At 67.5% G+C, this 13,444-nt stretch carries 12 protein-coding genes; 4 read left to right on the top strand and 8 right to left on the bottom strand.

Features of this window, described 5'->3' with window-relative positions; translation table 11 throughout:
• Positions 1–88 precede the first annotated feature (88 nt).
• The 4 genes from alr (at position 89) to EV691_RS03375 (ending at position 4,896) form a co-directional block, all read left to right on the top strand.
• Entirely contained in the window at positions 89–1,165 is a 1,077-nt protein-coding gene (alr, locus tag EV691_RS03390) for an alanine racemase (protein WP_131298858.1), read from the top strand.
• 120 nt (positions 1,166–1,285) lie between these two features.
• Complete coding sequence (locus EV691_RS03385; RefSeq protein ID WP_131298859.1) at positions 1,286–3,562, top strand: YgiQ family radical SAM protein; 2,277 nt, start codon at positions 1,286–1,288, stop codon at positions 3,560–3,562.
• Positions 3,563–3,772: 210 nt separating this feature from the next.
• The gene (locus EV691_RS03380; protein WP_131298860.1) at positions 3,773–4,372 is read left to right on the top strand and encodes a PepSY-associated TM helix domain-containing protein; all 600 of its coding nucleotides are present in this window, start codon (positions 3,773–3,775) and stop codon (positions 4,370–4,372) included.
• A gap of 11 nt (positions 4,373–4,383) precedes the next feature.
• The gene (locus EV691_RS03375; RefSeq protein ID WP_131298861.1) at positions 4,384–4,896 is read left to right on the top strand and encodes a DUF2271 domain-containing protein; all 513 of its coding nucleotides are present in this window, start codon (positions 4,384–4,386) and stop codon (positions 4,894–4,896) included.
• Positions 4,897–4,907: 11 nt separating this feature from the next.
• On the opposite strand, the gene EV691_RS03370 is transcribed toward EV691_RS03375, so the two are convergent.
• From EV691_RS03370 to rnr, 8 genes are all read right to left on the bottom strand, one after another.
• A complete protein-coding gene (locus EV691_RS03370; RefSeq protein ID WP_131298862.1) occupies positions 4,908–6,137 on the bottom strand; it encodes an MFS transporter in 1,230 nt (409 codons plus the stop codon).
• Between the two features lie 72 nt (positions 6,138–6,209).
• On the bottom strand, positions 6,210–7,601 hold the full coding sequence (gene dnaB / locus EV691_RS03365) for a replicative DNA helicase (protein WP_089169249.1): 1,392 nt from the start codon (positions 7,599–7,601) through the stop codon (positions 6,210–6,212).
• A gap of 112 nt (positions 7,602–7,713) precedes the next feature.
• Positions 7,714–8,160, bottom strand: coding sequence for a 50S ribosomal protein L9 (rplI, locus tag EV691_RS03360; protein WP_039805961.1), 447 nt, complete (start codon positions 8,158–8,160; stop codon positions 7,714–7,716).
• A gap of 21 nt (positions 8,161–8,181) precedes the next feature.
• Positions 8,182–9,072 carry a YybS family protein gene (locus EV691_RS03355; protein ID WP_089169250.1) on the bottom strand — a complete coding sequence of 297 codons (891 nt, stop codon included), beginning with the start codon at positions 9,070–9,072 and terminating at the stop codon, positions 8,182–8,184.
• A gap of 35 nt (positions 9,073–9,107) precedes the next feature.
• The gene (gene rpsR / locus EV691_RS03350) at positions 9,108–9,338 is read right to left on the bottom strand and encodes a 30S ribosomal protein S18 (protein WP_012699436.1); all 231 of its coding nucleotides are present in this window, start codon (positions 9,336–9,338) and stop codon (positions 9,108–9,110) included.
• 28 nt (positions 9,339–9,366) lie between these two features.
• On the bottom strand, positions 9,367–9,783 hold the full coding sequence (gene rpsF, locus EV691_RS03345) for a 30S ribosomal protein S6 (RefSeq protein ID WP_131298863.1): 417 nt from the start codon (positions 9,781–9,783) through the stop codon (positions 9,367–9,369).
• 165 nt (positions 9,784–9,948) lie between these two features.
• Positions 9,949–10,692, bottom strand: coding sequence for a 23S rRNA (guanosine(2251)-2'-O)-methyltransferase RlmB (gene rlmB / locus EV691_RS03340; protein ID WP_131298864.1), 744 nt, complete (start codon positions 10,690–10,692; stop codon positions 9,949–9,951).
• Positions 10,689–13,268 carry a ribonuclease R gene (rnr, locus tag EV691_RS03335; RefSeq protein ID WP_131298865.1) on the bottom strand — a complete coding sequence of 860 codons (2,580 nt, stop codon included), beginning with the start codon at positions 13,266–13,268 and terminating at the stop codon, positions 10,689–10,691. Before rnr ends, rlmB begins: the two co-directional genes overlap by 4 nt.
• Between the last annotated feature and the right edge of the window lie 176 nt (positions 13,269–13,444).

Genomic DNA, 13,444 nt, shown 5'->3' with positions numbered 1-13,444 from the left:
AGATTCGCGCCACTTCCCATGGTGGGAACATGCCCGCCGCCATACCACCGGAGTACCATGGGCGTCCCTGCTTCCCAAGGACCTTTCCATGCGCCCTCTCGTCGCCACGGTCGATCTGGCCGCCCTCCGTCACAACCATGCCCTGGCCAAGGGCTGCGCGCCGGGCGCGCGGGCCTTCGCGGTGGTCAAGGCGAACGCCTACGGCCACGGCGTGCGCGAGGTGGTGACGGCGCTGCACGACGACGCCGACGGCTTCGCCGTGGCCTGTCTGGAGGAAGCCGCCGAGGTCCGCGCCCTGCACCAGAGCGCGCGGATCCTGCTGCTGGAGGGCTGCTTCGAGCCGCTGGAATATCAGGTCGCGGCGCACCTCGGCCTGGACGTGGCGGTGCAGGGCGAGGAACAGGCCGAGGCGCTGCTCGCAGCCGAGCTGGAGCGCCCGCTGCACCTCTGGCTGAAGCTGGACAGCGGCATGCACCGCCTGGGCTTTTCCGCGCCGGACCTGCGTGCCTGGCACACCCGCCTACAGGGCGCCCGGCAGGTCGCCGAGCTGAACCTGATGAGCCACTTCGCCTGCGCCGACGAGCAGGACCATCCGCTCACCGCGCAGCAGTTGGAAAGTTTCCTGAGCCTCGCCGACCTGCCGTTCGCCGGACGCAGCCTGGCCAATTCGGCGGCCATCCTGAGTCTGCCGCAGGCGCATCTCGACTGGCTGCGCCCGGGCATCATGCTCTACGGTGCCAGCCCCTTTGCCGGACAGGACGCCGCGGCGCTGGGCCTGCAGCCGGCGATGAGCCTGACCGCCCGGCTGATCGCCATCCGCGAGGTGCCGGCCGGGGAAACGGTCGGCTACGGCGCGGCCTGGCAGGCCGGGCGACCGGCGCGGATCGGCACGGTGAGCTGCGGCTACGCCGACGGCTATCCGCGCAACGCGCCCGCCGGCACCCCGCTGGCGATCCGCGGGCGGCGCGTGCCGCTGGCCGGGCGGGTGTCGATGGACATGCTGAGCGTGGACCTGAGCGAACTGCCCGAGGCGCGGGTCGGCGATGCGGTGGAGCTGTGGGGCGCCGGATTGCCGGTCGACGAGGTCGCCCGCGCCTGCGGTACCATCGGCTACGAGCTGCTGACCCGGGTGACCGCGCGGGTGCCGCGGCGCTACCGTTTCTAGCCGCACGCCCGGCCCGCCCGAGCGGGCGGAATCCGGCCTATAGCCGAGTGTTTCGCTCGGCTTTCTGCTCATTTTTTGTGCTATATTGCGCGCCCGTTTTTCTCCGCCCCGGTCCTTGCCATGCACGCAGCCAAGCCGCTCTTCGACTATCCCAAGTACTGGGCCGAATGCTTCGGACCGGCGCCCTTCCTGCCGACGAGCCGGGAGGAGATGGAGCAGCTCGGCTGGGACTCCTGTGACGTGATCATCGTCACCGGCGACGCCTACGTGGACCATCCGTCCTTCGGCATGGCGATCATCGGCCGCCTGCTGGAGGCCCAGGGCTTCCGGGTCGGCATCATCAGCCAGCCGGACTGGCGCGCGAAGGGCGACTTCATGAAGCTTGGCAGACCGAACCTGTTCTTCGGGGTCGCCGCCGGCAACATGGACTCGATGATCAACCGCTACACCGCCGACCGGAAGATCCGCTCCGACGACGCCTACACGCCCGGCGGCCTCGCCGGCAGGCGTCCGGACCGCGCCAGCCTGGTCTACAGCCAGCGCTGCAAGGAGGCCTGGAGCGAGGTGCCGGTGGTGCTCGGCGGCATCGAGGCCTCGCTGCGGCGCATCGCCCACTACGACTACTGGCAGGACAAGGTGCGCCGCTCGATCCTGATGGACGCTACCGCCGACCTGCTGCTGTTCGGCAACGCCGAGCGCGCCGTGGTGGAGGTGGCCCACCGGCTGGCCGCCGGCGAACGCATCGAGTCGATCACCGACATCCGCGGCAGCGCCTTCGTCCGCCGCGACACGCCGGAGGGCTGGTTCGAGATCGACTCCACGCGCATCGACCGTCCGGGCAAGATCGACAAGATCATCAATCCCTACGTCAACACCCAGGATCTCGAGGCCTGCGCCCTCGAACAGGCCAGGGGCGAGCCGGAGGACCCGAGCGCGGCGCAGCCGGTCGAGCTGCTGCCGCACCCGAAGCTGAGCCGCGAGCGCACGGTGGTGCGTCTGCCGTCCTTCGAGAAGCTGCGCAACGACCCGGTGCTCTACGCCCACGCCAGCCGCGTGCTGCACCAGGAGACCAACCCCGGCAACGCCCGCGCCCTGGTGCAGCGCCACGACACCCTGGACGTCTGGCTCAACCCGCCGCCGATCCCGCTCTCCACCGAGGAGATGGACTACGTGTTCGGCCTGCCCTACGCCCGCGTGCCGCACCCGGCCTACGGCGGCGAGCGCATTCCGGCCTACGAGATGATCCGCTTCTCGGTGAACATCATGCGCGGCTGCTTCGGCGGCTGCACCTTCTGCTCGATCACCGAGCACGAGGGACGGATCATCCAGAACCGCTCGGAGGAGTCGATCCTGCGCGAGATCGAGGAGATCCGCGACCGGGTACCGGGCTTCACCGGGGTGATCTCCGACCTCGGCGGGCCGACCGCCAACATGTACCGCATCGCCTGCAAGAGCCGGAAGATCGAGGCCGCCTGCCGCAAGCCGTCCTGCGTCTACCCGGGCATCTGCGACAACCTGAACACCGACCATTCGGCGCTGATCCACCTCTACCGCTCGGCCCGCGACCTGCCGGGGGTGAAGAAGATCCTGATCGCCTCCGGGCTGCGTTATGACCTCGCCGTGGAGTCGCCGGAGTACGTCAGGGAACTGGTCACCCACCATGTCGGCGGCTACCTGAAGATCGCCCCGGAGCACACCGAGCAGGGTCCGCTCTCGAAGATGATGAAGCCGGGCATCGGCACCTACGACCGCTTCAAGAAGCTGTTCGACAAGTTCTCGAAGGAGGCGGGCAAGGAGCAGTACCTGATCCCCTACTTCATCGCCGCGCACCCCGGCACCAGCGACGAGGACATGATGAACCTCGCCCTGTGGCTCAAGCGCAACGATTTTCGCGCCGACCAGGTGCAGGCCTTCTACCCCTCGCCGATGGCCACGGCGACCGCCATGTACCACTCGGGACGCGATCCGCTGCACAAGGTGACCTACAAGAGCGACGCGGTGGCCATCGTCAAGAGCGAGCGGCAGCGCCGGCTGCACAAGGCCTTCCTGCGCTGGCACGACCCGCAGAACTGGCCGCTGCTGCGCGAGGCGCTGAAGGAGCTGGGCCGCAGCGATCTGATCGGCAGCGGCAAGCACCAGCTGATCCCGGCCTACCAGCCGGACACCGACGGCTATCAAAGCGCACGGCGCAAGAATTCCACACCGGCCGGCAGCAAGAAGGCCGGCAAGCCTTTGCTCACCCAGCACACCGGCCTGCCGCCGCGCAGCCAGGACGGCAACCCCTGGGACAAGCGCGAACAGGCCAAGGCCGCCGCCGAAGCGCGGCGCAAGGCCGACAAGGGCGGCAAGTCGGGTAGCAAGGGCGGCAAGCCCAAGCGGCCGGTGGCTCCGCGCTAGTTCCGCACCGCCAGCCGAGGCCGGCGCCGGCTGGCTGTCCGAACGGGATTTCGTGGCGCCGCCCGGGGCGCACCGCGAACGCCATCCCGCTCTCCTCCGGAGCGGGCAGCAATGCGAACGCATGCCGTTTGTAAACCCCTCGCGCCCCAGCCGAAAAGTCAATAAAGTGCCTGCCCCGTAGCGCTCCTCCCTTTCGTGCAGGACTTTGCAATGCCCCGCTCCCTCCGGCTCGGCACCCTTCGCCAATGGCACTGGATCAGCTCCGCCCTCTGCCTGGCGGGCATGCTGCTGTTCGCCATTACCGGCATCACCCTCAACCACGCCGCGCAGATCGAAAGCCGTCCGCAGGTGGAGAACCGCAGCGCCCGGCTGCCCGCGCCCCTGCAGGCCGACCTGCTGGCGGCGGTGCCCGAGGCCGGCCTGCCGCCGGCGCTGCAGCAGTGGCTGGAGGGCGAGCTGGACATCCGCCTGGCCGGGACCGAGGCCGAGTGGACCGACGGCGCGCTGTACATCGGCCTGCTCCGGCCGGGCGGCGATGCCTGGCTGAGCCTGGACCTCGCGTCCGGCGCGCTGGAGTACGAGTCCACCGACCGCGGCTGGATCGCCTGGCTCAACGACCTGCACAAGGGCCGCAATACCGGCGAGGCCTGGGGCTGGTTCATCGATGCCTTCGCCGGGGTTTGCGTGATCTTCAGCCTCACCGGGCTGCTGCTTCTGCAGCGCCAGGCCGCTTTCCGCCCGAGCACCTGGCCGCTGACCGGCCTCGGCCTGCTGCTGCCGCTGCTGATCGTCCTGCTGTTCGCCCATTGAAGGAGTCATCCATGCGTCACCGCCTGCTGCTGCCCCTCTGCGCGCTGTTCGCCGCGCCGGCCTTCGCCGCCGAGCTGGAAATCGGTCTGGAAATCCCCCGCCTGGAGGTCGCCGAGTACCATCGCCCCTATGTCGCCGTCTGGCTGCAGCGGCCGGACAAGACGCACGTCGCCGACCTGGCAGTCTGGTATGGCATGAAGATGAAGAACAACAAGGGCGAGAAGTGGCTCAACTCCCTGCGCCAGTGGTGGCAGATCAGCGGTCGCCACCTCGACATGCCGGTGGACGGCGTCAGCGGCGCGACCCGCCCGGTCGGCGTGCACCGCTTGACCTTCAGCGACGACCGCGCACCGTTCAAGGATCTGCCGGCCGGCGAATACCATCTGATGGTCGAGGTGGCCCGCCAGGGCGGCAAGCGCGAACTGCTGGGCGCGGCCTTCACCTGGCCGCCCGCGCAGGCCGAACACTTCCAGGCCCAGGGCCAGCTCGAACTGGGCGCCATGACCCTCCGCCTGACTCCCTGAGCCGGCGCCGCTCAGCGCCCCGCACCGTCTCCCAGCCCACCCGGAACGCGCCAGCCGAGCAGCCCCAGGGCGGCCAGCACGGCGAAGGCGGCACCGGCCAGGAAGGTCGCAGCGGCGCCGAACTGCTGCCACAGGGCGCCGGCGATCAGGCTGGCCGCCAGCAGCGCCAGGCCGCTGAGCAGATTGAAGAAGCCGAAGGCGGTACCGCGCAGCGCCAGCGGCGCGCTGTCGGCCACCAGCTTGGCCAAGAGGCCCTGGCTGAAGGCCATGTGCAGTCCCCACAGGGCGGCACCGGCGAAGGCCAGCCAGGGGCTGCCGGCGCCGGCCAGCAGCAGGTCGGCGAGGATCAGCAGCAGCAGGCTGAGCAGCAGCAGCCGGCGCGCATCGAGACGGTCGGCGGCCTGGCCGGCCGGATAGGCGCACAGGGCATAGAACAGGTTCATCACCACCAGAGCCAGCGGCACCAGACCGAGCGGTACGCCCACATCCTCGACGCGCAGGATCAGGAAGGCCTCGCTGAAGCGCGCCAGGGTGAACACCGCGCCGATGCCCACCACCCGCCAGTAGGCGCCGCCCAACCGGCGCACATCGCCCAGCCGCAGCGGCGGCCGGGCGCCCTCCTCGGCCCCAACGCGCGCCGGCTCCCGGACGTAGCGCAGCAGCAGGGCCACGGTGAGGAAGGCCGGGATCACCGCCACCCACATCACCGCCGCGATGTCGTTGGCGAACCAGAACATGAACAGCAGCGCCAGCAGCGGACCGATCACCGCGCCGAGCGAGTCCAGCGCCTGACGCAGGCCATAGGCCGCACCGCGCAGACGCGGCGGCACGATGTCGGCGACCAGCGCATCGCGCGGCGCGCCGCGGATGCCCTTGCCGACACGGTCGGCGAAGCGCGCGGCGAACACCCAGTCGACGCTCGTGGCCAGGGGAAACAGCGGCTTGCTGAAAGCCGCCAGGGCATAACCGAACACCATCAGCCGCTTGCGCCGCCCCAGGTAGTCGCTGAGTGCACCGGAGAACACCTTGGCGAAGGCCGCGGTGGCCTCGGCCACGCCCTCGACGATGCCCACCGTCACCAGCGAAGTGCCGAGCACGCCGACCATGAATAGCGGCAGCAGGCTGTGGATCAGCTCGGAGGAGATGTCCATGAGCATCGAGCCGAAGCCCAGCGCCCAGATGCCCGCCGGCAGGGCACGCAGGCCGGCGGTAAAGGAGAAAGGACGCCCCGGAGCAGCCATGTCTGGCCTCCCTGTGCGGAATCTGACGCCTTGCTTGACGCTAATCCGCACGGGCAGGCCTGTCCAGTGCGCTCACTCGTCGAACTGGTAGCTGCCCGGCGCCAGGTTCTCGAAGCGCGAGTACTTGCCGAGGAAGGCCAGCCGGGTGGTGCCGATCGGGCCGTTACGCTGCTTGCCGATGATGATCTCGGCGACGCCCTTGAACTCGGTTTCCGGGTGATAGACCTCGTCGCGGTAGACGAACATGATGACGTCGGCGTCCTGCTCGATGGCCCCGGATTCGCGCAGGTCGGAGTTCACCGGACGCTTGTTGGGACGCTGCTCCAGCGAGCGGTTGAGCTGCGAGAGGGCGATCACCGGGCAGTTGAATTCCTTGGCCAGCGCCTTCAGCGAGCGGGAGATCTCGGAAATCTCGTTGACCCGGTTGTCGCCGCTGGAGCCGGGAATCTGCATCAGCTGCAGGTAGTCGACCATGATCATGGCGATCTCGCCGTGCTCGCGGGCCAGGCGCCGGGTGCGCGCGCGCATTTCCGCCGGGCTGATACCGGCGGTGTCGTCGATGAACAGCTTGCGCTCGTTGAGCAGGTTGACCGCCGAGGTCAGCCGCGGCCAGTCGTCGTCGTCCAGCCGGCCGGCGCGCACCTTGGTCTGGTCGATCCGCCCGAGCGAGGCGAGCATCCGGATCACGATGGATTCGGCAGGCATCTCCAGGGAATACACCACGACCGCCTTGTCGCTGCGCAGCACGGCGTTCTCCACCAGGTTCATCGCGAAGGTGGTCTTGCCCATCGACGGACGCCCGGCGACGATGACCAGGTCGGCCGGCTGAAGGCCGCTGGTCTGCTCGTCCAGATCGGTGAAGCCGGTGGAAAGACCGGTGATGGCGTCGCCGGAGTTGAACAGCGAGTCGATACGATCGATGGCCTTGACCAGGATGTCGTTGATCGCCAGCGGGCCGCCGGCTTTTGGCCGTGCCTCGGCGATCTGGAAGATCATCCGCTCGGCCTCGTCGAGAATCTCGTCGCCGCTACGCCCCTGGGGTGCGTAGGCGCTGTCGGCGATCCGGTTGCTGATGCCGATCAGTTGGCGCAGGGTGGCGCGCTCGCGGACGATCTGCGCATAGGCCTTGATGTTGGCCACCGAGGGGATGTTCTTGGCCAGCTCGCCCAGGTAGGCCAGACCGCCGACCTGTTCCAGGTGGCCTTCCTTGTCCAGCTGCTCGGACAGGGTGACCACGTCGAACGGCATGTTGCGCTCGGCCAGCACCGTGATGGCGCGGAAGATCATGCGGTGGTCGTGGCGGTAGAAATCGCCGTCGGACACCTGGTCGAGCACCCGCTCCCAGGTGTTGTTGTCCAGCATCAAGCCGCCCAGCACGGCCTGCTCGGCCTCGATGGAATGCGGCGGCACCTTGAGGGCAGCGGTTTCCAGGTCGTACTGCTCGGGAGGACTGATGTCGTTCATGGCTGGCGAGGATTCCGGGACGGCAGAAAGACAACGGGCACGCTCCGCGGCTGCGGAGAGTGCCCGATGTTAGGCGTCTGGCAGCCAGGCTGCCAGACGATATGGCGACCGCTTAGCCGGCGACCACGACCAGGCGGATGCTGGCCTCGACGTCAGTGTGCAGGTGCAGGGCCACCTCGTATTCGCCAGTCTGGCGAATGGTGCCGTTGGGCAGACGCACTTCACTCTTCGCCACTTCCAGACCGGCGCCGGTCAGGGCGTCGGCGATGTCGGCGGTGCCGATGGAGCCGAACAGCTTGCCTTCATCGCCGGCAGTGGCGGTGATGGTGATTTCCAGCTCGTTCAGCTGGGCCGCGCGCTCTTCGGCGGAAGCCCGCTTCTCGGCAGCCAGACGCTCCAGTTCGGCACGACGGGCTTCGAACGCCGCAACGTTCTCGGCGGTGGCCGCGGTGGCCTTGCCCTGCGGCAGCAGGAAGTTGCGCGCGTAGCCGCCCTTTACACTCACCTTGTCGCCCAGGTTGCCCAGGTTGGCGATCTTTTCCAGCAGGATGACATCCATTTGAGTCTTACCTCTTAACTTTTAACCTTCACCGTTCGCAGCTCCGGAGCCACCCTTGGGCGTCTGCCGACCGCGAAAATCAATCAGACTGTCGACGATGGCCAAGACCATCAGTAACGGATAGGTCAGCTGCATGAACAGCAGCAGCGTCACATACAGCCCCACCAGCCAGAACCGCCCCAGCCGCCCCTGCGCCACCAGCCCGTGTATCAGGGCTATGCCGGCGAAGAACAGCGGTACGCTGCACAGCGGCGTCAGCATGGCCATCTGCGCCCCCAGGTTGGGGGCGAGCAGCATGCCGGCCAGCAGCGCGAGCGCCCACAGACCAGGCAGACGCAGCGCGCGGAACTCGCTGGCAAAGCCGCCCGGGTTGTACAGCAGGCTCTGCCAGTAACGACCGAGCACCAGGGCAAGCAAGCTGACGATCTGCAGCAGCGCCGCCAACAGGCCGGTCAGCACCGGCACCAGCAGGGCCCCCAGACGCGCCTGCTCGTCCGCCGAGAGCGGCCGGGCCGACTCGAGCACCTGCGGCATTAGCTTCTGCAGCTCGCCGGCCATCGCCTCGATGGGGGCGCGAAACACCTCCCCCAGCACCAGCGCATAGACTAGGCCGACCAGCACGCTGCCCATCAGCACCAGCCGCCAGGACACGCTGGTGCGCAGCAGCTGAGCCAGCCCCAGGGTGCCGAGCAACAGCAGCAGGGTGCGCGGCTCGCCGAAATACCACCAGGCAGCCGCCGGCAGCAGGGCCAGAGCGACGATACCGAAGGCATCGCTCAAGCCGCGGCGCAGCAGCACCAGGCAGCCCGCCGCCGCGCTCAGCCAGAACAGCAGCGGCAGGGCGGCGGAGCCGACGACCACGAAGCCGGCCTGCATGCGACCGCGCATGATGAACTCAGCCAGGGCGCGCATGCGATCTATCCCTTACCTTTGTCGACCGCCCGCCATCAACGGCCGTGGCTGTCGGTGTAGGGCAGCAGGGCCAGGTAGCGGGCACGCTTGATGGCGGTGGCCAGCTGACGCTGATAACGGGCCTTGGTACCGGTGATGCGGCTGGGAACGATCTTGCCGGTTTCGGAGATGTAGGCCTTCAGGGTGTTGAGATCCTTGAAGTCGATCTCTTTGACGCCTTCGGCGGTGAAACGGCAGAACTTGCGACGACGGAAGAAACGTGCCATGGGAGTTGCTCCTCAATAGATCCGTGGATTACTCGTCAGCTTTATCGCTGTCGCTATCGCTGTCATGACCTTCGTGGCCGCCGTGTTCGGGGCGCTCACGACGCTCGCGACGCTCGCTGCGGTTTTCCTCGGCCTTGAGCATCTCGGACTGGCCGGTGATGGCTTCGTCGCGGCGGATGACCAGGTTGCGGATGACGGCGTCGTTGTAGCGGAAGTTGTCTTCCAGCTCGGCCAGGGCCTTGCCACTGCACTCGACGTTCAGCATCACGTAGTGAGCCTTGTGCACGTTGTTGATGGCATAGGCCAGCTGGCGACGGCCCCAGTCTTCCAGACGATGGATCTTGCCACCATCTTCTTCGATCAGCTTGGTGTAACGCTCCACCATGCCACCGACCTGCTCGCTCTGATCGGGGTGGACCAGGAAAATGATTTCGTAATGACGCATGGATGCTCCTTACGGGTTGTAGCCTGCCGACGCGATGCGGTCAGGCAAGGAGTGAATGACTCGTTGGACTTGCCGGGAATCCGGGGCAGTGCGCCCCAGCTCGAGACAAGGGGCGCAATTCTAGAGAAGGGCCGGGAGGGAAGCAAGGCGCACAGCGCCCTGCCGTCACTGCAGGCGGCGCTGGCGCACGACCTCGAACAGACAGACGCCGGTGGCGACGGACACGTTCAGGCTGCTGACGCTGCCGGCCATCGGCAGGCGCACCAGGTAATCGCAGTGCTCGCGGGTCAGCCGGCGCATGCCCTTGCCCTCGGCGCCCATGATCAGCACGGTCGGGCCGCGCAGATCCAGCCCATAGAGCTCCTGCTCGACCTCGCCGGCGGTGCCGACCGTCCACAGGCCGCGCTGACGGAGCTTCTCCAGGGTCCGCGCCAGATTGGTCACCGCCACCAGCGGAACCACCTCGGCGGCGCCACAGGCGACCTTGCGCACCGTGGCATTCAGGGTGGCCGACTTGTCCTTGGGCACGATCACCGCCTGCACGCCGGCGGCGTCGGCGGTACGCAGGCAAGCACCGAGGTTGTGCGGATCGGTGACGCCGTCCAAGACCAGCAGCAGCGGCGGTCCTTCGCAGCGGTCGAGCAGTTCGTCGAGCATCGCCTCGCCCCAGACCTGGCTGGGACTGACCTCGGCGACCACCCCCTGGTGCACGCCCTCGGCCCACTCATCCAGCTCACGACGCTCACGCTGGCCGACCGGCACCCGCGCCTGCCGGGCCAGCTCGAGCAGCGCCTGGATCCGCGGATCCTGACGCCCCTCGGCCAGCCAGAGCTGCTTGACCCGCCGGGGATGATGACGCAGCAGGGCCTCCACGGCATGCACGCCGTAGATCCGTTCCAGATCGCTCATGTTCTGGCCTTGCTCCGGGCCTTGCGGGGGGCCCCCTTGTCAGCCGGCTTGTGCTGCCTGCCGCCCCCGCCCTTCTCGGCAGACCCCTTGGCCGCCTTCCGGCGCTCCGGCTTGGCAGTCTTGGCCTCGGCCAGCAGCGCCTGCTTGGTCGCCCGACTCTTCTTCACATCGGTATTGCCGAGCATGGCCTCGGCCTGGGCCAGCAGTTCGGAAGCCAGCGGCGCCAGCTCCTTGCCCTTGCCGCCCTTGCCACGCCCCTTGGCGGCACGCTCCTCGACCACCTCCTCCTGCTCGGCAGCACGCCGACGACGCCCGGTCGGCTGCCCACGCTCGCCCTCGACCAGCTCGAAATCGATCCGCCGCTCGTCCAGGTCGACCCGCATCACCCGCACGGCAACGCTGTCGCCGAGCCGGAAGCCACGCCCGCTGCGCTCCCCGGACAGGCGATGATGCACCGGATCGAAGTGGTAGTAGTCGCCCGGCAGGGCGGTGACATGCACCAGTCCCTCGACGTAGATGTCCTTCAGCTCTACGAAGATGCCGAAGCCGGTCACCGCGGTGATCACCCCGTCGAAACGCTCGCCGACGCGATCCTGCATGAACTCGCACTTCAACCAGTTGACCACGTCACGGGTCGCCTCGTCGGCACGCCGCTCGGTCAGCGAGCAGGCTTCGCCGAGCTGCTCCAGGGTCGCCTCGTCGTAGGGATAGATGCGCGCCTTGGGCATGCTCGCCGCACCCGCGCGGCGGGCATGGGGGGTCTCGCGCTTGGAGCGGATCACGCTGCGGATCGCACGGTGCACCAGCAGATCCGGATAGCGGCGGATCGGCGAGGTGAAATGGGTGTAGGCCTCGTAGTTCAGGCCGAAGTGGCCGTGGTTGTCGGCGCTGTACACCGCCTGGCTGAGCGAGCGCAGCATGACCGTCTGGATCAGGTGGAAGTCCGCTCGCCCCTGGATCGACTCCAGCAGCATCTGGTAGTCCTTCGGTGTCGGGCCATCCTTGCTGCGGTGCAGACTCAGGCCGAGCTCGCCAAGAAAGGCCTTGAGCTTCTCCAGGCGCTCCGCCGGCGGGCCATCGTGCACCCGATAGAGTCCCGGCAGCTCGTGCTTCTGCAGGAACGCGGCGGTCGCCACGTTGGCGCAGAGCATGCACTCCTCGATCAGCTTGTGCGCATCGTTGCGCTCGGTCGGCAGGATTTCCGCGATCTTGCGCCCGGAACCGAAGACGATGCGTGTTTCCTGGGTCTCGAAATCGATGGCGCCACGCACCTGGCGCGCCTTCACCAGCACCTTATAGAGCGAATACAGCTGCTTGAGATGCGGCAGCACCCCGGCATAGATGCTGCACAGCCGCTTGCCTTCGGGGCTCTTCGGCTGCTCCAGCATGGTGCTGACCCGGTTGTAGGTCAGTCGCGCATGGGAATGGATGACCGCCTCGTAGAACTGGTAATCGGTCATCTTGCCGGAGCGCGACAGGGTCATCTCGCAGACCATGGCCAGCCGGTCAACCTGCGGGTTGAGCGAACAGAGGCCGTTGGACAGCTCCTCGGGTAGCATCGGTACCACCCGCTCGGGGAAATACACCGAGTTGCCGCGCTGGCTGGCTTCCTCGTCCAGCGCCGAGCCGACCCTGACGTAGTGGGACACGTCAGCGATCGCCACATACAGGCGGTAGCCACCGGCGATCGGGGCCAGAAGGCTCTTCTCGCAGTAGACCGCATCGTCGAAGTCGCGGGCATCCTCACCGTCGATGGTGACGAACGGCAGGTGGCGCAGGTCGATGCGCTTGAGCTTGTCCTTCTCCTCCACCTCGGGCTTGAGCTTGCACGCCTCCTTGCGCACGGCCTCCGGCCAGACGTGGGGGATATCGTAGCTGCGCAGGGCAACGTCGATTTCCATGCCCGGCGCCATATAGTTGCCGATCACCTCGACGATGTCGCCCTGCGGCTGGAAGCGCAGGGTCGGCCAGTGGGTGATGCGGATCTCGACGAACTGGCCGACCGCGGCGTTCCCCGTGCGACCGGGGGTGACCAGCATCTCCTGCTGGATCTTCGGGTTGTCGGGGATGACAAAACCGATGCCGCCTTCTTCGTAGTAGCGGCCGACGACGGTTTCATGGGCTCGCGAGACCACCTCGACGATGGCCCCCTCGCGGCGGCCCCGCCGGTCGAAGCCGGATACCCGTGCCAGCGCCCGGTCGCCGTCGAACAGCAGGCGCATCTGCATCGGACTGAGAAAGAGGTCGTCGCTGCCGTCGTCGGGAATCAGGAAGCCGAAGCCGTCCCGATGTCCGCTGACCCGGCCGAGCACCAGGTCGAGCTTGTCCACCGGCGCATAGGTGCCGCGGCGGGTATGGATCAGTTGACCGTCGCGCTCCATGGCGCGCAGTCGCCGGCGCAGGGCTTCGATCTGCTCCTCTTCGCGCAGGCCAAACTCCTCCGCCAACTCCTCGCGGCTGGCGGGAGCCCCGCGCTCGTCGAGGCGCTTCAGGATCAGCTCGCGGCTGGGAATGGGGTTATCGTACTTTTCCGCCTCGCGGGCGGCCTCGGGATCGAGACTTTGCCAATCGGCCATCAGTGCGTTGTCACCTTATTCATGATTTCCATTTGAGGTATCTGCCATCTGCTTATTGAAGCGCGAAATCCATCTGTCGGTCAGCTTTGCGGTGACAATAATTTTTTCACCTCAAGGGTTTACAAGCCAAGACCTGCTCCGTATAGTTCGCGCCCACAACGTTGCAGACGTTGTAG

Origin of the sequence: Azotobacter chroococcum, from assembly GCF_004339665.1 — a bacterium.
In the GTDB taxonomy this organism is placed as follows: domain Bacteria; phylum Pseudomonadota; class Gammaproteobacteria; order Pseudomonadales; family Pseudomonadaceae; genus Azotobacter; species Azotobacter chroococcum.
The sequence above is the reverse complement of the archived record's forward strand: the minus strand, read 5'-3'. Positions and strand labels throughout refer to the sequence as shown.

Excerpts from the sequence above, each read along its gene's own strand:
- rlmB (WP_131298864.1), bottom strand. The coding sequence starts at position 10,692 with ATGAGCGATCTGGAACGGATCTACGGCGTGCATGCCGTGGAGGCCCTG.
- rpsF (WP_131298863.1), bottom strand. The coding sequence starts at position 9,783 with ATGCGTCATTACGAAATCATTTTCCTGGTCCACCCCGATCAGAGCGAG.
- rplI (WP_039805961.1), bottom strand. The coding sequence starts at position 8,160 with ATGGATGTCATCCTGCTGGAAAAGATCGCCAACCTGGGCAACCTGGGC.
- dnaB (WP_089169249.1), bottom strand. The coding sequence starts at position 7,601 with ATGAACGACATCAGTCCTCCCGAGCAGTACGACCTGGAAACCGCTGCC.
- rnr (WP_131298865.1), bottom strand. The coding sequence starts at position 13,268 with ATGGCCGATTGGCAAAGTCTCGATCCCGAGGCCGCCCGCGAGGCGGAA.
- EV691_RS03380 (WP_131298860.1), top strand. The coding sequence starts at position 3,773 with ATGCCCCGCTCCCTCCGGCTCGGCACCCTTCGCCAATGGCACTGGATC.
- rpsR (WP_012699436.1), bottom strand. The coding sequence starts at position 9,338 with ATGGCACGTTTCTTCCGTCGTCGCAAGTTCTGCCGTTTCACCGCCGAA.
- EV691_RS03375 (WP_131298861.1), top strand. The coding sequence starts at position 4,384 with ATGCGTCACCGCCTGCTGCTGCCCCTCTGCGCGCTGTTCGCCGCGCCG.
- EV691_RS03355 (WP_089169250.1), bottom strand. The coding sequence starts at position 9,072 with ATGCGCGCCCTGGCTGAGTTCATCATGCGCGGTCGCATGCAGGCCGGC.
- EV691_RS03385 (WP_131298859.1), top strand. The coding sequence starts at position 1,286 with ATGCACGCAGCCAAGCCGCTCTTCGACTATCCCAAGTACTGGGCCGAA.
- alr (WP_131298858.1), top strand. The coding sequence starts at position 89 with ATGCGCCCTCTCGTCGCCACGGTCGATCTGGCCGCCCTCCGTCACAAC.
- EV691_RS03370 (WP_131298862.1), bottom strand. The coding sequence starts at position 6,137 with ATGGCTGCTCCGGGGCGTCCTTTCTCCTTTACCGCCGGCCTGCGTGCC.